This window comes from Lysinibacillus sp. A4, from assembly GCF_024919535.1.
GTDB classification, from domain to species: Bacteria; Bacillota; Bacilli; order Bacillales_A; family Planococcaceae; genus Lysinibacillus; species Lysinibacillus capsici.
Genome location: NZ_JANWTB010000005.1, coordinates 314493 through 332980 on the forward strand (window position 1 = coordinate 314493; position 18488 = coordinate 332980).

An 18488-nucleotide genomic window follows, 5' to 3' on the forward strand; every position below is an offset into this window, starting at 1 on the left:
GTGTTTTACTTGAATAGAGCTGTAATTTTAGCAGGAGCAAGAACTGCGTTTGGTAAATTTGGCGGTTCATTATCAGCATTACATGCAAGTGATTTAGGTGCGATTGCCATTAAAGGGGCATTAGAGAAGGCAAATCTTGCTCCTGAGCAAGTGGATGAGGTAATTTTAGGTTCTGTTTTACAAGGGGGACAGGGGCAAATTCCTTCTCGACAGGCTGCGCTGAAGGCAAATTTACCAACAGCAGTAAAAACAGAAACAATCAATAAAGTTTGTGCTTCAGGGATGCGTGCGGTGACATTAGCAGATCAATTGATTCGTTTAGGGGACGAAGAAGTGATTATTGCGGGTGGCATGGAATCTATGTCCAATGCACCATATTATCTTCTGAATGGTCGAAATGGGTTGCGTATGGGAGATTCTACAATGGTAGATGGCATGCTATATGACGGCTTAACATGTGCTTTCGATAAAGCAAGACCGCATATGGGTAGCTATGGTAATGCAACAGCTAAAGAGTTCTCGCTAAGTCGAGAAGAACAGGACACTTGGTCAGTACGCAGTCATGAACGCGCGCTAGCCGCAATTGAAGAAGGTTACTTTGCTGAAGAAATCGTACCAGTGGAGATTCCTCAACGAAAAGGTGCACCACTTATTGTTGATACAGATGAGGCACCAAGAGCAGGAACTTCTTTGGAAGTACTGGCGAAGCTAAAACCAGCCTTTGACAAGGATGGCACGATTACAGCAGGTAATGCACCTGGGGTTAACGACGGTGCATGTGCACTTGTCGTCATGAGTGAAGAACGTGCAAAACGTGAAGGTAGAGAACCATTGGCAGTAATCATTGGTCACGAAGAACTTGCGATTGAGCCAGAAAACTTCCCGCAAACACCTGGTCTTGTTATTAATAAATTACTGAAAAAGACTAACAAATCATTAGCAGATGTTGATTTAATTGAAATCAATGAAGCCTTTGCAGCGGTAGCTTTAGTCAGCAAGCAGTTGGCAGATTTAGATGCAGAAAAAGTGAATGTTAATGGCGGTGCAGTTGCATTAGGTCATCCTATTGGGGCATCTGGTGCACGTATAATATTAACACTTGCACAGGAATTGAAGCGTCGTGGCGGTGGCATTGGCATTGCCGCAATTTGTTCAGGTGGCGGCCAAGGTGATGCAATTATGATTGAAGTACCAAAAACAGGGGGACTGAACTAATGGGAATTCAAAAGGTAATGGTCATTGGTGCAGGGCAGATGGGCTCTGGTATTGCCCAAGTTTGTGCACAAGCAGGCTTTGATGTGAAATTGAACGATATCAAACAAGAATTTTTCGAGCGTGGATTAGGGGTTATTACGAAAAATTTATCACGTGATGTAGAAAAGGGTCGTAAAACAGAAGATGAGAAGGCTGCTGTTCTAAGTCGAATTAGTATGTCACTAGATTTACAGGATGCTAGTGATGTAGATATTATCATTGAAGCAGCTGTGGAAAATATGGAAATTAAGCAATCCATCTTTAAGCAACTTGATGGCATTGCGCCAGCACATGCTATTTTAGCTACGAATACATCTTCACTGCCTATTACAGAAATTGCAGCAGTAACAAAGCGTCCAGAGCAAGTAATTGGTATGCATTTTATGAATCCTGTACCAGTTATGAAACTTGTTGAAATCATTCGAGGCCTAGCAACAACAGATGAAGTGTACAAAGCTGTTGAAGAGATGACGGTTAAATTATCGAAAACACCAGTAGAAGTGAATGATTTCCCAGGATTTATTTCAAACCGAATCCTACTACCGATGATTAATGAAGCGATTTATGCACTTTACGAAGGTGTGGCGACAAAAGAAGCAATTGATGATGTGATGAAGCTTGGTATGAATCATCCGATGGGGCCATTAACATTGGCAGACTTCATTGGTTTAGATACTTGTCTTTACATCATGGAAATTTTACATGAGGGTCTTGGAGACAGTAAATATCGCCCTTGCCCACTGCTACGTAAATACGTTGCAGCTGGCTGGCTAGGTAAGAAATCAGGAAGAGGTTTTTACGTTTACGAATAATCCTATGGGGATGGGGTTATTTAGATGTTTCGGGACAACTTAGAGGGGTGACATTATAGATGCATTTGCAATTTACAGATGAGCAAATTATGATGCGCGATATGGTTCGTCAATTTGCTCAGGAAAAAATTCAACCATGGGTGGAGCGAATGGAAGCAGGAGAATTTCCACGTGAGCTTCTACAGCAAATGGGTGAACTTGGCTTAATGGGGATTACGACTCCAGAAGACTTAGGTGGCTCTGGCATGGATTTTACATCTTATATTATTGCGATTAATGAACTATCAAAAGTAAGCGCTGTAATGGGTGTTATTTTATCCGTCCATACTTCAGTTGGAACGAATCCAATTATTTACTTTGGGAATGACGAACAAAAGAAACGTTATGTACCAAAGCTTGCAACAGGCGAATATTTAGGCGCATTTTGTTTAACAGAACCAAGTGCAGGCTCAGACGCTGGCTCTTTACAGTCAAAGGCAGTGCGTGATGGCGATGAATATGTGATTAACGGCTCCAAAGTATTTATTACAAATGGTGGAGAAGCTGATGTGTATATTGTATTCGCATCTACTAACCCAGCTGAAAAAACAAAGGGTATCTCAGCATTTATTGTTGAAAAGGGAACATCTGGTTTAATCATCGGAAAAGATGAGCATAAGATGGGCTTGCACGGCTCACGTACAGTTCAGCTGACATTCGATAATTGTCGCATTCCAGCCGACAACCTACTTGGGGAAGAGGGAGAAGGCTTTAAAATTGCGATGGCCAATTTAGATGTTGGACGAATCGGCATTGCTGCACAGGCGTTAGGAATTGCTGAGGCGGCACTAGAGGCGTCTGCTGCTTATGCTAAAGAACGCATTCAATTTGGCAAGCCGATTGCCGCACAACAAGGTATTGGCTTTAAGCTTGCGGATATGGCAACGGCTGTTGAATCTGCAAAACTGTTAGTCTATCGTGCAGCTGATTTACGTGCAAAAGGTTTACCATGTGGAGCAGAAGCTTCAATGGCTAAACTTTTCTCATCACGAACAGCGGTACAAACGGCAATAGAGGCTGTTCAAATATTTGGCGGCTACGGCTATACGGAGGATTATCCAGTAGAGCGCTATTTCCGCGATGCAAAGGTGACAGAAATCTATGAAGGTACAAGTGAAATTCAACGACTAGTCATTAGTAAACATTTACTGAAATAAAGCCTGATATAAAGCGATGGGAACCGTTCCAGAGTGAGGGGAAAACGTTTCTAGAGGGTGTAGAACTGCTCTGAAATAAGGCAAATCTTCCTAATCCAAACTAACAATAATCAGGTAACACAAAACAGAGTCTAACTAAAAAGGGGAAATGGACAATGAACTTTCAGTTAACAGAAGAGCATGAACAATTACGTGAAATGATTCGTGATTTTGCTATAAATGAAGTGGCGCCAACAGCTGCTGAACGTGACGAAAATGAAGAATTTGACCGTGCGATTTTCGACAAAATGGCGGAGCTTGGGCTTACTGGTATTCCATGGCCTGAGGAATATGGTGGTGCAGGATTTGATTACCTTGCATATGTCATAGCTGTTGAGGAACTTTCACGTGTTTGTGCTTCGACTGGGGTAACTTTATCTGCACATACTTCACTGGCAGGTTGGCCACTCTACAAGTTCGGTACAGAAGAGCAAAAACAAAAATACCTTCGTCCAATGGCTGAAGGCAAACATATTGGTGCATATGGTTTAACAGAACCAGGCTCTGGCTCTGATGCGGGTGGCATGAAAACTTATGCAAAACGTGATGGCGATGATTATATTTTAAATGGCTCAAAAATCTTTATTACGAACGGTGGAGTAGCAGATACATATATTGTATTTGCAGTAACAGATCCAGAAGCAAAACATGGCACATCCGCATTTATCGTGGAAGCTGGATTTGAAGGTTTCTCTGTAGGGAAGAAAGAAAAGAAATTAGGAATTCGTTCATCTCCAACAACAGAGATTATTTTTGATAACTGTCGTGTTCCAAAGGAAAATCTATTAGGGGCTGAAGGAGAAGGCTTTAAGATTGCCATGACGACACTAGATGGTGGACGTAATGGTATTGCGGCTCAAGCAGTAGGAATTGCACAAGGAGCACTCGATGCAGCAGTTGACTATGCCAAAGAACGTGTGCAATTTGGTAAACCGATCACTGCAAATCAAGGCATCTCCTTTAAATTAGCCGATATGGCAACTCAAATTGAGGCTTCTCGACTACTTACATACCAAGCGGCATGGTTAGAATCTAATAACCTACCATATGGTAAGGCATCTGCAATGGCGAAATTAATGGCTGGCGATACAGCGATGAGTGTGACGACAGAGGCGGTTCAAGTATTTGGTGGCTATGGTTATACAAAAGATTACCCTGTAGAGCGCTTTATGCGTGATGCTAAAATTACACAAATTTACGAAGGTACGCAGGAGATTCAACGTCTTGTTATCTCGCGTATGCTAACGAAATAATTGATGACTGATAAAGATAAAAGGCCCCAAGTACAGTCAACCGTAAAAGATGAAAATCTAATCGCCATTCGTCGTGAACAAATGATCCAAGGAGCTATTAAGCTATTTAAAGAAAAGGGCTTTCACCGTGCCACGACGAGAGAGATTGCAAAAGCTGCTGGCTTTAGTATCGGTACTTTGTATGAATACATCCGAACGAAAGAAGATGTTTTATACCTTGTTTGTGACAGTATCTATCACCATGCAATGGAGCGTCTTTCAAGTTATGAGGTTAAAGCAGGAACAATTGATGAGTTAAAAGAAATGATTCGGGAATACTTCCTGCAAATCGATAGTATGGTTGATGAGCTAACAATCATGTATCAAGAAACAAAATCATTGTCAAAAGAAGCACAACGCTATGTTTTTAGTAAAGAGTTTGAAATGGTTGCCACATTTGAACGCTTGTTACAGCGATGTGTGCAGTCTGGCGAACTAACTATGACAGATAAGCAAATCCATTTAGCAGCCAATAACTTAGTTGTTTCAGGACAAAGCTGGGCGTTTCGCAAATGGGCTTTACATCGTCAGCATTCTATTGACGAATTCATTGACATGCAAATCACCTTGTTCATTTCAGGCATAAAGGGGTTTTAATATTTTGTAAGGGGTTTGTCGGCAATTGCATATAGCGATATTGCAATTGCTGGCTTTTTTTATTCAAAAAGGGGAGAAAGTGGGGATTTCATATGACAAAGGTAGAAGTATATCGTCCAAAAAATCACGTACGTTTTGTGACAGCATCGAGTCTTTTTGATGGACATGATGCTTCAGTCAATATTATGCGACGCATTTTACAATCGAGCGGTGTAGAAGTAATACATCTAGGTCATAACCGCTCTGTTGAAGAAGTCGTGAATGCTGCGATACAAGAAGATGCACAAGGGATTGCTGTTTCTTCCTATCAAGGCGGACATATGGAATACTTTAAATATATGTATGATTTACTGCGTGAAAAAGGAGCACCACATATTAAAATTTATGGCGGTGGTGGAGGAGTCATTTTACCTCGTGAAATTAAAGAGCTTCATACGTATGGCATTGCAGGGATATTCTCACCAGAGGATGGCCGTGTTTTAGGGCTACAGGGAATGATTAATGAGCAAATTAAAGGAACAGATTTCCCGACTGCAACAGGTAATTATTTAGAGAAATTAAAGGCTTTAACGACAGAGACACCTGAAATTTTAGCCAATCTAATAACAGCAGCTGAGTCAAATGACGATGAAGCTACGAAAGAAATGCTAGCAGAGGCAAGAAAGCTTTCAAAAGGTACGCCTGTAATGGGGATTACGGGAACAGGTGGTGCAGGGAAATCATCCTTAACGGATGAACTGATTCGCCGCTTCCTAAAAGAATTCCCAGATAAACGTGTAGCCATTCTATCAGTCGATCCAACAAAGCAAAAAACGGGTGGAGCATTGCTTGGGGATCGTATTCGCATGAACGCTATTTTTAATAACCGTGTTTATATGCGTAGTTTAGCAACACGTGGCTCACGTACAGAATTATCTGCATCAATTGGTGATGTGCTAGATGTAGTACGTGTAGCAGGTTATGACTTAATCATCGTAGAAACAAGTGGAATCGGTCAAGGTGATGCCGAAATTACAAAATACACGGATCTATCTATGTATGTCATGACAAGCGAATTCGGTGCACCTACACAACTTGAGAAAATTGATATGATTGACTTTGCAGATGTTATTGCGATCAATAAATTTGAGCGAAAAGGCTCAGAGGACGCCCTTCGACAAGTACAAAAACAATATCAACGTTCCCGCGAGCTTTGGGATGAATCACTTGATAACATGCCAGTCTACGGTACAATAGCTAGCCAATTTAATGACAAAGGCACAAATGCGTTATTCGCCGCCCTCGTTAAAATAATTAACGAAAAAACAGGTTTTAATTGGGAAACAAGCTATGAGCAATTTGCGAAAACGCAAAAGCAAGATGTTATCATTCCAAACGATCGCCGTTATTATTTACGTGAGATTACGGACACTGTCCGTGGCTATCATAAAAAAACTGAGCAGCAGGTGGCATTTGCGCGTCGACTATTCCAATTAGAAGGTGCTATTGCAGCTGTCCAAGAAAAAGCGCCAGATGATGTGCTTGTGGCATCGCTTACTTCTTTAGCAGAAGGTGTTAGAGATGAATTAACAGCAGAATCCAAGCGTATATTGGATAATTGGCAGGCATTAAAAGAAGCGTATGCTGGCGATGAGTTTGTGACTAAAGTTCGCGATAAAGAAATTCGTACCATCTTAAAAACAACTAGTCTTTCTGGCACGAAAATTCCAAAAGTAGCATTACCGAAGTTTGAAGACTATGGGGAAATCTTGCGTTGGGTTTATAAAGAAAATGTTCCTGGCGAATTCCCATATACGGCGGGTGTATTCCAATTCAAACGTGAGGGTGAAGATCCGAAGCGTCAATTTGCTGGCGAAGGCACACCAGAACGTACAAATAAACGCTTCCATTATTTATCCAAAGATGATGATGCAAAACGTTTATCTACAGCATTTGATTCTGTAACCTTGTATGGGGAAGACCCAGATTACCGTCCAGATATTTACGGTAAGGTTGGAGAATCAGGTGTATCGATCTGTACACTAGAAGATATGAAAAAACTTTACGCAGGCTTTGATTTATGTGCACCGTCTACATCTGTATCAATGACTATTAATGGACCAGCACCTATTATTTTAGCAATGTTTATGAATACAGCAATCGATCAACAAGTCCAATTACGTGAGCAAGAGCTAGGACGAACTTTGACAGTTGAAGAGTTTACCGAGACACGTGAAAAAACATTGCAAGTCGTACGTGGAACAGTACAAGCTGATATTTTAAAAGAAGATCAGGGCCAGAATACATGCATTTTCTCAACAGAGTTTGCTTTGCGTATGATGGGCGATATTCAGCAATACTTTATAGACCATAAAGTACGTAACTATTATTCTGTTTCCATTTCTGGTTATCATATTGCGGAAGCTGGAGCAAACCCTATTTCCCAATTAGCCTTCACCTTAGCTAATGGCTTTACGTATGTAGAGTATTATTTAAGTCGTGGCATGAATATTAATGACTTTGCACCAAATTTATCATTCTTCTTCTCAAATGGACTAGATCCAGAGTATACAGTAATCGGCCGTGTGGCACGACGTATTTGGGCTATTGTAATGCGTGATAAATACGGTGCTAATGAGCGCGCTCAAAAGCTAAAGTATCATATTCAAACGTCTGGGCGTAGTTTACATGCACAAGAGATTGATTTTAATGATATTCGTACAACATTACAGGCTTTAATGGCATTACAAGATAACTGTAACTCATTGCATACAAATGCCTACGATGAGGCCATTACTACACCTACGGAGGAATCTGTAAGACGTGCTATGGCAATTCAAATGATTATTACAAAAGAGCATGGTCTAGCAAAAAATGAAAACCCACTACAAGGTGCGTTTATTGTTGAAGAATTAACAGATCTTGTGGAAGAAGCGGTTCTTGAAGAGTTTGATCGTATCAATGATCGTGGCGGTGTGTTAGGTGCTATGGAAACACAATACCAACGTGGTAAAATTCAAGAAGAATCTATGTACTACGAAATGTTAAAACATTCAGGGGAGTTACCAATCATTGGTGTTAATACTTACTTGAACCCAAATCCACCTTCAGATGCTGATATAGATAATATGGAAATTGCACGTGCATCTACAGAAGAAAAAGAGACGCAAATTCAAAATTTACAAGCTTTTTGGAAAGCACATGAAGAGGAAAGTGAAGCTGCAATTGCACGTCTACAAGAAGTGGCTGTCAATAATGGTAATATTTTTGCTGAGCTGATGGAGTCAGTAAAAGTAGCAAGTTTAGGGCAAATTACAAAAGCTTTATATGAAGTTGGCGGACAATATCGACGTAATATGTAAGCAAGGTTGATCAAAACTTCTTGTTTTCTATTTCAAGTATCCTGCTTCTCTAATTTCTAGTGTCTAGTCTTAAGATTAGGCACTTCTTTTTATTTTCGTTATAATAGAAATGTAAAAAAAGGGGAGGCGCAGTAGAGGATGAAATCAGCTATTCACTACATAATTATATTAGCTTTAGTATTGGGAGCCTTTTTCCTGTATAATAAGCAAATTGGCGCTATTCCTTTACTACTATTATCTGTCTATTTGTTTTATCTTGGAATAAAAAAAATGCGTAATATAAAAAACAGTAATTGAAGCTAGCAAAGGGGCTAAAACTTTGTATATAATGGGTATTATGCTTATTGTATGGAAAGAACCTTTTGCGTGGCCTTTTTTGCTGCGCTTGGAGAATAAAGCACCATGTAATTTTAAAACGTCCATTGTGATGAGGGAAAGGAAGTGCACGAATTGAATTTTCGTGAAATGACAAAGGAACAATTAACAGAAGAATCGTTAATTAACTTAGCTTATGCAATTTTAAATGAAAAACGTGCCTCAGTGTCTTTTAATGATTTATTAAAATTAATTCAAGAGCTTGTGGGCTATAGTGATGCAGAAATGAAATCCCGTCTGTTACAATTTTATACAGATATCAATATTGATGGTCGCTTCTTATATAATCAAGAAGCAGGCTGGGGCTTACGTGAATGGTTTAAAGTAGAGCAAATCGAAGAAGAAACAGCTCCTTCTGTTAAGACTCAAAAGAAAAAATCTAAAGCTGCCTTTGATGATGAAGATCTTGATGAAGAGGTAGACTTAGATGAAGAAGATATCGACTTTGATGAAGACTTTGAAGAGTTCATTGATGAAGAAGAACTTGATGAAGAAGAAGATGATAAAGAAGATATTGACTTTGACGATGAAGATTTAGAAGAAATTGATGAAGAAATCGATGAAGAGTTTATTGATGAAGAGGAAGAAGAATTTGAAGAAGAAGAGGAAGAGATTTAATACAGTACTCTTAGAATTTTCTTTCTTTTAAGCTAGAAGCAAAAAATCTTGACTTCTATCACGGTTACGTTTAATCTTTTACTTGGGCTCCTTAAAAGAAGGAGAAAGACCGTGTATATAATACGCTCCCCCTGCAAACCTATGCAGGAGGAGCGTTTTTTTGTTTTTAACTTTAATCATTTTAGTTCTCCCATACTTTTAATATCGATATGAATATAAATGTTTTTAATTATTCATGATGTATAGTAAAAGGTGACTGAATAGTTATTAGAGTTTTATGGTTTAAAGGAAAGTGGAAAAGAGATAGAACCGATTACAGCTTCGAATCGACTACATTGTGTAGACATTCTCGGCTTTTCTTTTTTTAGGGTATTAGAATGTAAATGGTTCTGATCCCCCCTAAACGCACTAATATTTTAGAACATCATAAGGAGGAATTTATTCATGACGAAGTATATTTTTGTAACAGGTGGGGTTGTATCATCACTTGGAAAAGGGATTGTTGCAGCATCTTTAGGCCGTTTATTAAAAAATCGTGGGTTAGAAGTGACGATTCAAAAATTTGACCCATATATCAATATTGACCCAGGTACGATGAGTCCTTATCAACATGGTGAGGTTTTTGTAACAGATGATGGTGCTGAGGCTGATTTAGACTTAGGACACTATGAACGTTTTATTGATATTAACCTAGGGAAACATTCTACAGTAACTTCAGGTCGTGTTTACCAATCTGTATTACAGAAAGAACGTCGTGGAGATTATAATGGTGGAACAGTCCAAGTAATTCCTCATATTACAAACGAAATCAAAGATCGTATCCAACGTGCTGGTCGTGAAACAAATGCAGACGTTGTAATCACAGAAGTTGGTGGAACAGTAGGTGATATTGAATCATTACCATTCCTAGAAGCCATTCGCCAAATGAAAACAAATTTAGGGCATAACAATGTAATGTATATTCACTGTACACTTATTCCCTATATTAAAGCAGCTGGTGAACTTAAAACAAAACCTACACAGCATTCTGTTAAAGAATTACGCTCTTTAGGTATTCAGCCAAATATTATCGTAGTTCGTACTGAACAAGAAGTACCACAAGAGATGAAAGAGAAATTAGCATTATTCTGTGATGTTCAACCACATGAAATTATTGAATCTCGTGATGCTGAGCATTTATATGAAGTACCATTAAACCTACATGCGCAAGATATCGATGATATCGTTTTGGATCATTTTGGTATGGAAGCTCCAGAAGCAGATATGGAAGAATGGCGTGACCTTGTAGAAAAAGTGAAAAACTTACCAAATAAAAGAAAGGTAGCATTAGTAGGGAAATACGTAGAACTACAAGATGCTTACATTTCTGTAGTTGAGGCATTAAAGCATGCTGGATATGCATTTAATTCTGATATTGAAATTGACTGGATTAATGCAGAACACGTTGATGCTAACAATGTGGCCTCTCTATTAAAAGGTGCTGACGCTATTTTAGTACCAGGCGGCTTTGGTGATCGTGGTGTTGAAGGTAAAATCTTAGCAACACAATATGCACGTGAAAATAATGTTCCTTTCCTAGGCATTTGTTTAGGTATGCAATTAGCAACAGTAGAATTTGCACGTAATGTACTTGGCCTAAAAGGTGCTCATTCTACAGAGCTTGATGCAAATACGGAGTATCCAATTATCGACTTCCTACCAGATCAAAATGATACTGTAGATATCGGTGGTACTTTACGTTTAGGTTTATACCCATGTAAATTAAAGGATGGTTCAAAAGCTAGCCAAGCCTATGGTAAAGAGCTTGTTTATGAGCGTCATCGTCACCGCTATGAATTTAACAATGAATATCGTGAGGCAATGGAAGCAGCTGGCCTTGTCTTCTCAGGTACAAGTCCTGATGGCAAATTGGTTGAAATTATTGAGCTACCAGAAAACAATTTCTTTGTAGCATGTCAATTCCACCCAGAGCTAGTGTCACGTCCAAATCGTCCACAACCATTGTTCCGCGATTTTATCGGCTCAACATTTAAATAATTAAAAAGAGTTGTCTCGTTATATACGAGACAACTCTTTTTAATTTGATGACTACAATTCTTCTTCATCCAACCCAAGCATTTCATCATAAGCAATTTTGACAGCTTCATATACAAAGAGTCCTGCAAGTGCATGTGGTACAACAATACGTTGACCTAGATCATTTGGTATTAAACCGCCTTTAATGCGTGTAGAAACATACGTATAGGCTAAATCTGCAAGAGGGTTCTCTACATTAGCTGCTTCACTAGCTATAGCAGCAAAGGGAATAAATTGAGTATTTAATTTTTGTGCTAAGACGAGTGCTTCCTCATCATATGCACTACGAGTAAAAATGCAAACCCGATCAGCTTCTGTTAAGCTTGTGTCTGTAGTCCAAGGTGCTAACTTGCTAAAGGGTTCGATTGCTTGAAGTGCATTTAATGCCACAACCTGCATTTCTCCAAAGCAAGCAAAATAGACATTTCCTTCGCCGATTGCGGCTTGTGCTAATAACCTTGCTGTTTCCTCGATAGCATCTTCTTCATTTTGTATAATTCTTTGTAATAATCCACTTAATTGTGTTGTTAGAATTTTTGACATGTTCCCACCTCTATTCATATTATAGGGGGGTAAAAGGTAGAAAGCAAAAGCAGATAATTTATAATACTAGAAGGTATTAAGCTGAAAAAGGAGAATTATACATAATAAAGAAAGTTTTTGTGTAAGAATAAAACAAAAAAAGGGCGGAATGCGATGTGAAACGATTACTAATTGTCGATGATCAGCAGGGAATTCGTTTACTTTTAAATGAAGTGCTGAAAAAGGAAGGATATATTACATATTTAGCAGCGAATGGTTCAGAAGCATTAAAGTATGCAGACGAACAAGAGATGGATTGTGTTTTACTGGACATGAAAATTCCAGGAATGGATGGTATTGAAATTTTGAGACGTTTAAAAAAGAAGTTTCCGAAGCTGCCTGTTTTTATGATGACAGCATACGGAGAATTGGATGTTGTGCAAGAAGCGTTAGAATTAGGAGCCATTCGTTACTTTACAAAACCGTTTGATATTTTCGAAGTGCGTGATGAAGTAAATAAAGCTTTACAAGTTTAAAAAGCAGGCAGTGGACACACGGCCTGTTTTTTTATGTAGATCAATTTTCAAGTGAGAGGACTTCGTTGCGTTATACTTCACTTCTCGCCCCTGCCGCTACGTTCCACTCCGCTTTCGGGTAGAAAATAATAGCCCCTGCTTTTCAGGGGCTATTATTTTTGCTATGATTGAGGAGCATGTTTATGTAGAAAGAATAGTCCTATGAGGAGGATTTTTAGTATGGCATTAGTATCTATGAAAGAGATGTTAATTAAAGCAAAAGCAGAAGGTTATGCTGTTGGTCAATTCAACATTAATAACCTTGAATGGACTCAAGCAATTTTACAAGCAGCTGAAGAAGAAAAGTCTCCAGTGATTCTTGGTGTTTCTGAAGGTGCAGGTAAATATATGGGCGGATTTATTTCTGTTGTTCATATGGTAAAAGGTTTAATGGAATCTTACGGTACGACAGTTCCTGTAGCAATTCACCTTGACCATGGTTCTAGCTTTGCAAAATGTAAAGAAGCAATTGATGCAGGCTTTACTTCCGTGATGATTGATGCATCACATCACCCATTTGAGGAAAATGTGAAAATTACTTCAGAAGTAGTAGAATACGCACATGCTAAAGGCGTTTCTGTGGAAGCAGAATTAGGAACTGTTGGTGGAGATGAAGATGGCGTAATCGGTGGTATTATTTACGCTGATCCAGAAGAGTGTCGCAAAATGGTTGAACTAACTGACATTGACTGCTTAGCGCCAGCACTTGGCTCTGTACACGGTCCTTACAAAGGAGAGCCAAACTTAGGCTTTAAAGAAATGGAGGAAATCTCTAAATTGGCAGACCTTCCACTTGTTTTACATGGTGGTACTGGTATCCCAACAAAAGATATCCAACGTTCTATTTCATTAGGTACGGCTAAAATCAACGTCAATACTGAAAATCAAATTGAAGCAACAAAAGTAATTCGTGAAATTCTGGACAACGATAAAGTTGTTTACGACCCACGTAAATTCCTTGGTCCAGCACGTGAAGCCATCAAAGCTACGGTTATTGGTAAAATTCGTGAATTTGGAAGTGCACAAAAAGCATAATTTTTGCATTTAATATGTTACAAAAGCATAGATAAATACACATAATAAGAGAAGTGTTGATGCTTTCAATCGACCTTCTCTTGTTTTTGACATAAAGAAATTTTGGAAAATATTTAATAATATAAGAAAAATGATCAGGAGGAAATAATATGAAATTTTTCATTGATACAGCAAACTTTGAAGAGATTAAAGAGGCACATGCATGGGGTATTTTATCAGGAGTGACAACAAACCCATCGTTAGTGGCTAAAGAAGAGAATGTTTCTTTCCATGATCGTCTTCGCGAAATCGCTGAGCTTGTTGATGGCTCTGTAAGTGGGGAAGTTATTGCACTTGATGCAGAAGGTATGATTAAAGAAGGTTTGGAATTAGCTGCGATTGCACCAAACATCACCGTAAAGCTTCCTATGACACCAGCTGGATTAGAGGCATGTCGTTTCTTTGCAAACAAAGGTATTAAAACAAACGTGACATTAATTTTTAGTGCTAACCAAGCATTAATGGCTGCGCGTGCAGGTGCTACATACGTATCACCATTTATCGGCCGTTTAGATGACATTGGTCAAAATGGTGTTGAGTTAATTGAAACAATTGCAGATATTTTTACAATCCATAATATCGATACTCAAATTATTGCTGCCTCTGTCCGTCACCCGCAACACGTTACAGCAGCAGCTTTAGCAGGTGCACATATCTCAACTACTCCGTTTAAAGTATTAAAGCAGCTTTTCCACCATCCATTAACTGAAAAAGGAATTGAAGGATTTTTAGCGGATTGGAATAAGAGAAAAGGCGAATAATAAGATTATAAAGTGTGCAAATTGCAAAAATACTACTTTCCAATCATGAGGGAGAACGCAAAATGGATGTTTATAAAATTACTGGCGAAAATCGTCTACAAGGTACAATTAAAGTTAGTGGTGCAAAAAATAGTGCAGTCGCCTTAATTCCTGCATCAATTTTGGCGAACTCTCCAGTGACTATTGGAGGGATACCCGAAATTTCAGATGCTTGGACGTTAAAGGCTCTACTAGAGGAAATTGGTGGGGAAGTTTCATTTGAGAATGGGAAAATGACAATCGATCCAACAGAGATGATTGCATTGCCCTTACCAAACGGCAACGTTAAAAAGTTACGCGCTTCCTATTATTTAATGGGTGCTATGCTTGGACGTTTCAAAAAAGCAGTTATTGGTTTACCTGGAGGCTGTTTTTTAGGACCTCGACCTATTGATCAACATATAAAGGGCTTTGAGGCTTTAGGAGCCAAAATTACTAATGAACATGGAGCCATTTATTTACGTGCAGATGAGTTGATTGGGGCAAAAATTTATTTAGATGTGGCAAGTGTTGGGGCTACTATTAATATCATGCTTGCTGCTGTCCTTGCTAAGGGACGTACTGTCATTGAAAATGCTGCAAAAGAACCTGAGATTATTGATGTGGCGACACTTCTAACAAATATGGGTGCCAATATTAAAGGTGCAGGTACAAGTGTTATTCGTATCGAAGGAGTAGAAGAGCTACATGGTACTGAACATACGATTATACCTGATCGCATTGAGGCTTCCACATTTTTGATTATGGCTGCAGCAGTCGGTGATGGTATAACAATTGATAACGTTATTCCACTGCATTTAGAAGCAGTTATTGCCAAGCTTCGTGAAATGGGTGTGAAAATTGAGATTGGTGAAGAAAGTATTTATGTACCAAAAACAGACCTCTCAACATTACAGGCAGTGGATGTCAAAACATTGGTATACCCTGGATTCCCAACGGATATTCAACAACCACTTGCTGTGTTAATGTCACAAGCATTCGGTTCCTCAAAAGTAACAGATACTATTTACACAGCTCGTTTCAAGCATATTGATGAGCTTCGTCGTATGAATGCAGATGCTCGTGTAGAAGGAAACACAGCAATTATTAAAGGGCCGAGTAGATTACATGGCTCTACTGTAACAGCTACAGATCTTCGTGCTGGAGCAGCTTTAGTGTTAGCTGGACTCTTAGCAGAAGGAGAAACTGAGATTCAGGATATCTATCATATCGAACGTGGCTATAGCTCACTTATTGAGAAATTACATGATTTAGGCGCTGATATTCGACGTGAAACAATTGTGGCACGTGTAGCTGAGACAAAGGAATAATGAGAGCTAAAAGTTTTCAACCAATTATGTTACAATAGAGGTAATTTGAATGTTTTGGCACGAAAAGGTGCCGATAACGGGAGGCAAAGCAACAATGGAACGTAGTTTATCGATGGAAGTAGTACGAGTAACAGAAGCAGCAGCAATCGCATCCGGGAAATGGATGGGGCGCGGTTTGAAAATTGAGGCAGATGATGCAGCAACAACAGCGATGCGCAAAATGTTCGATACAATTCCAATGCATGCTACAGTAGTAATTGGTGAAGGCGAAATGGATGAAGCACCAATGCTTTATATTGGTGAAGAACTTGGTTTACGAAATGGTGGTCCTAAAGTAGATATTGCAGTGGATCCTTTAGAAGGTACAAATATTGTAGCCAAAGGTACAAATGGTGCTATGACAGTTCTTGCTATTGCAGATAAAGGGAATCTGTTAAATGCACCAGATATGTACATGGAGAAAATTGCTGTAGGACCGGAAGCGGCGGGCAAAGTGGATATCAATGCTTCCGTCACTTATAACTTATTACAAGTAGCAAAAGCTAAAAATAAAGATATTTCTGATGTTGTAGCTACTCTTTTAGATCGACCACGTCACCAAGCGATTGTTGATGAAATTCGTGAGGCTGGTGCACGTATTAAGTTTATCCAAGATGGCGATGTTGGTGCAGCAATCAATACGGCCTTTGATGAAACAGGCATTGATATTATGTTTGGAACAGGCGGTGCACCTGAGGGTGTTATTGCAGCAGTAGCTTTAAAATGCCTTGGTGGTGACTTCCAAGCAAAACTAGTACCAGAAGATGAAGAGCAATTAGAACGCTGCACAAAAATGGGTGTGGATGTTGAAAAAGTTCTTTATTTAGATGACCTAGTAAAAGGTGACGATGCTATTTTTGCAGCGACAGCTGTAACAGATTGTGAGCTTTTAAAGGGTGTTCAATATAAAGGTGCTTATGCCTTAACTCATTCAGTAGTTATGCGTGCTAAATCTGGTACGGTTCGCTTTGTTGAAGGCCGTCACGCTCTTGAGAAAAAACCTAGATATTAATGTTATTTTCTTCTAAAAGATACCTAGTACATCTATTGTGCTAGGTACCTTCTTCTTTAAATAACCATCCCATATTTTTAAGGCAATGTTTAGTTATATGGTGGAAGTATTTCAATAGATATTATTAAAGGCAACCATATAAGCGTTAGCAGAGCCAAGCGTAAACTTCAATGATAACCCCTTTAAATTGAATTATATTTTGAAAAAGACTGGAGTTGTGCATATGTCTGCATTGACAATCGCTCAATTAGAAAACATGACGTTAAAAGAGCTTTACGCCCTTGCACGCCAATATAAAATTTCTTATTATAGCAAGCTAACGAAAAAAGAATTGATATTTGCTATTTTGAAAACGCGTTCAGAGCAAGAGGGCTATTTCTTTATGGAAGGCGTACTAGAAATTGTTTCGCAAGAGGGCTTCGGCTTCCTTCGACCAATCAACTACTCACCAAGTAAAGAAGATATTTATATTTCTGCATCCCAAATCCGTCGCTTTGATTTGCGTAACGGGGACAAGGTGTCAGGAAAGGTGCGTCCACCGAAGGAAAATGAGCGCTATTATGGCCTATTACAAGTAGATGCTGTCAATGGCGAAGATCCTGAAGTAGCGAAAGAACGAGTTCATTTCCCAGCACTAACACCTTTATATCCAAATAGACAAATTAAACTAGAAACAACACAACGCAATTTATCTACACGTATAATGGATTTAGTGGCACCAGTAGGCTTTGGACAACGTGGATTAATTGTAGCTCCGCCAAAGGCAGGGAAAACGTCTTTATTAAAAGAGATTGCGAACGCTATTACAACCAATCATCCGCAAGCGGAGTTAATTGTCCTACTGATTGATGAACGACCTGAGGAAGTGACAGATATTGAACGTTCTGTCAATGCAGATGTTGTCAGCTCCACATTTGATGAAGTACCTGAAAACCACGTAAAAGTGGCTGAAATAGTATTAGAACGCGCACGACGTTTAGTTGAACATAAGCGTGATGTAATTATTTTAATGGACTCTATTACACGTTTAGCTCGTGCTTATAACTTAGTAATTCCACCAAGTGGACGTACACTATCAGGTGGTATTGATCCTGCTGCATTCCATAGACCGAAACGTTTCTTTGGTTCGGCTCGTAATATTGAAGAAGGCGGTAGTTTAACAATTTTAGCGACGGCTTTAGTAGATACAGGTTCTCGTATGGATGAAGTTATCTATGAAGAATTTAAGGGAACAGGGAATCTAGAGCTTCATCTTGATCGTCAGTTAGCAGAACGCCGTATATTCCCTGCGCTTGACATTCGACGTTCGGGTACACGTAAAGAAGAGCTTCTTTTGGAGCCAGAACAACTTGAAAAGCTATGGGCAATTCGTAAAACGTTTTCTGATGCACCGGATTTTGCAGAGCGCTTCCTGAAAAAAATACGTACAACAAAATCAAATGAAGAATTTTTTGAAAAGCTAAACGAAGATATGAAAAAAGCAACAAAGGGTAAGGGGCTTTTATAAATGGCATCACCATTGACAAACAAATTGTCAGTGGTGATTTTTTTTTGTA

At 39.1% G+C, this 18488-nt stretch carries 15 protein-coding genes; 14 read left to right on the forward strand and 1 reads right to left on the reverse strand.

Annotated elements, in window-relative coordinates; translation table 11 throughout:
- Positions 1-9: 9 nt before the first annotated feature.
- The 8 genes from NY607_RS12685 to NY607_RS12720 all read left to right on the forward strand — a co-directional run bounded on the left by NY607_RS12685 (position 10) and on the right by NY607_RS12720 (position 11561).
- A complete protein-coding gene (locus NY607_RS12685) occupies positions 10-1215 on the forward strand; it encodes an acetyl-CoA C-acetyltransferase (RefSeq protein WP_131520777.1) in 1206 nt (401 codons plus the stop codon).
- The gene (locus tag NY607_RS12690) at positions 1215-2066 is read left to right on the forward strand and encodes a 3-hydroxybutyryl-CoA dehydrogenase (protein ID WP_004269435.1); all 852 of its coding nucleotides are present in this window, start codon (positions 1215-1217) and stop codon (positions 2064-2066) included. The genes NY607_RS12685 and NY607_RS12690 overlap by 1 nt, the downstream gene beginning before the upstream one ends.
- Before the next feature lie 59 nt (positions 2067-2125).
- Positions 2126-3262 (forward strand): acyl-CoA dehydrogenase, encoded by a 1137-nt coding sequence (locus NY607_RS12695; protein WP_131520778.1) that lies wholly within the window; start codon positions 2126-2128, stop codon positions 3260-3262.
- Positions 3263-3417: 155 nt separating this feature from the next.
- The gene (locus NY607_RS12700; protein WP_016993589.1) at positions 3418-4554 is read left to right on the forward strand and encodes an acyl-CoA dehydrogenase; all 1137 of its coding nucleotides are present in this window, start codon (positions 3418-3420) and stop codon (positions 4552-4554) included.
- A gap of 3 nt (positions 4555-4557) precedes the next feature.
- Positions 4558-5190, forward strand: coding sequence for a TetR/AcrR family transcriptional regulator (locus NY607_RS12705; RefSeq protein WP_131520779.1), 633 nt, complete (start codon positions 4558-4560; stop codon positions 5188-5190).
- A gap of 92 nt (positions 5191-5282) precedes the next feature.
- Positions 5283-8531, forward strand: coding sequence for a fused isobutyryl-CoA mutase/GTPase IcmF (gene icmF, locus NY607_RS12710; RefSeq protein WP_131520780.1), 3249 nt, complete (start codon positions 5283-5285; stop codon positions 8529-8531).
- A 450-nt stretch (positions 8532-8981) separates the two neighbouring features.
- Positions 8982-9524, forward strand: coding sequence for a DNA-directed RNA polymerase subunit delta (rpoE, locus tag NY607_RS12715; RefSeq protein WP_131520781.1), 543 nt, complete (start codon positions 8982-8984; stop codon positions 9522-9524).
- Between the two features lie 444 nt (positions 9525-9968).
- Positions 9969-11561 carry a CTP synthase gene (locus NY607_RS12720; protein WP_048393729.1) on the forward strand — a complete coding sequence of 531 codons (1593 nt, stop codon included), beginning with the start codon at positions 9969-9971 and terminating at the stop codon, positions 11559-11561.
- Between the two features lie 51 nt (positions 11562-11612).
- On the opposite strand, the gene NY607_RS12725 is transcribed toward NY607_RS12720, so the two are convergent.
- Positions 11613-12143, reverse strand: a complete 531-nt coding sequence (locus NY607_RS12725) for a DUF2529 family protein (protein WP_237899245.1) — start codon at positions 12141-12143, stop codon at positions 11613-11615.
- 155 nt (positions 12144-12298) lie between these two features.
- Between NY607_RS12725 and NY607_RS12730 the strand changes: the two genes are divergently transcribed.
- The 6 genes from NY607_RS12730 (at position 12299) to rho (ending at position 18439) form a co-directional block, all read left to right on the forward strand.
- Positions 12299-12658 (forward strand): response regulator, encoded by a 360-nt coding sequence (locus tag NY607_RS12730; protein WP_004269444.1) that lies wholly within the window; start codon positions 12299-12301, stop codon positions 12656-12658.
- A gap of 219 nt (positions 12659-12877) precedes the next feature.
- Positions 12878-13732 carry a class II fructose-bisphosphate aldolase gene (locus tag NY607_RS12735; protein ID WP_004269446.1) on the forward strand — a complete coding sequence of 285 codons (855 nt, stop codon included), beginning with the start codon at positions 12878-12880 and terminating at the stop codon, positions 13730-13732.
- Positions 13733-13881: 149 nt separating this feature from the next.
- Positions 13882-14532: a fructose-6-phosphate aldolase gene (gene fsa / locus NY607_RS12740; RefSeq protein ID WP_004269447.1), complete on the forward strand. Its 651-nt coding sequence runs from the start codon at positions 13882-13884 to the stop codon at positions 14530-14532.
- A 62-nt stretch (positions 14533-14594) separates the two neighbouring features.
- Positions 14595-15881 carry a UDP-N-acetylglucosamine 1-carboxyvinyltransferase gene (locus NY607_RS12745; RefSeq protein WP_259419822.1) on the forward strand — a complete coding sequence of 429 codons (1287 nt, stop codon included), beginning with the start codon at positions 14595-14597 and terminating at the stop codon, positions 15879-15881.
- Between the two features lie 94 nt (positions 15882-15975).
- Complete coding sequence (glpX, locus tag NY607_RS12750; protein WP_004269449.1) at positions 15976-16932, forward strand: class II fructose-bisphosphatase; 957 nt, start codon at positions 15976-15978, stop codon at positions 16930-16932.
- Between the two features lie 223 nt (positions 16933-17155).
- Positions 17156-18439, forward strand: coding sequence for a transcription termination factor Rho (gene rho / locus NY607_RS12755; protein WP_016992739.1), 1284 nt, complete (start codon positions 17156-17158; stop codon positions 18437-18439).
- Positions 18440-18488: the final 49 nt, after the last annotated feature.

Excerpts from the sequence above, each read along its gene's own strand:
- NY607_RS12745 (WP_259419822.1), top strand. The coding sequence starts at position 14,595 with ATGGATGTTTATAAAATTACTGGCGAAAATCGTCTACAAGGTACAATT.
- NY607_RS12700 (WP_016993589.1), top strand. The coding sequence starts at position 3,418 with ATGAACTTTCAGTTAACAGAAGAGCATGAACAATTACGTGAAATGATT.
- fsa (WP_004269447.1), top strand. The coding sequence starts at position 13,882 with ATGAAATTTTTCATTGATACAGCAAACTTTGAAGAGATTAAAGAGGCA.
- NY607_RS12735 (WP_004269446.1), top strand. The coding sequence starts at position 12,878 with ATGGCATTAGTATCTATGAAAGAGATGTTAATTAAAGCAAAAGCAGAA.
- NY607_RS12725 (WP_237899245.1), bottom strand. The coding sequence starts at position 12,143 with ATGTCAAAAATTCTAACAACACAATTAAGTGGATTATTACAAAGAATT.
- NY607_RS12705 (WP_131520779.1), top strand. The coding sequence starts at position 4,558 with ATGACTGATAAAGATAAAAGGCCCCAAGTACAGTCAACCGTAAAAGAT.
- NY607_RS12690 (WP_004269435.1), top strand. The coding sequence starts at position 1,215 with ATGGGAATTCAAAAGGTAATGGTCATTGGTGCAGGGCAGATGGGCTCT.
- icmF (WP_131520780.1), top strand. The coding sequence starts at position 5,283 with ATGACAAAGGTAGAAGTATATCGTCCAAAAAATCACGTACGTTTTGTG.
- rho (WP_016992739.1), top strand. The coding sequence starts at position 17,156 with ATGTCTGCATTGACAATCGCTCAATTAGAAAACATGACGTTAAAAGAG.
- glpX (WP_004269449.1), top strand. The coding sequence starts at position 15,976 with ATGGAACGTAGTTTATCGATGGAAGTAGTACGAGTAACAGAAGCAGCA.
- NY607_RS12695 (WP_131520778.1), top strand. The coding sequence starts at position 2,126 with ATGCATTTGCAATTTACAGATGAGCAAATTATGATGCGCGATATGGTT.
- NY607_RS12720 (WP_048393729.1), top strand. The coding sequence starts at position 9,969 with ATGACGAAGTATATTTTTGTAACAGGTGGGGTTGTATCATCACTTGGA.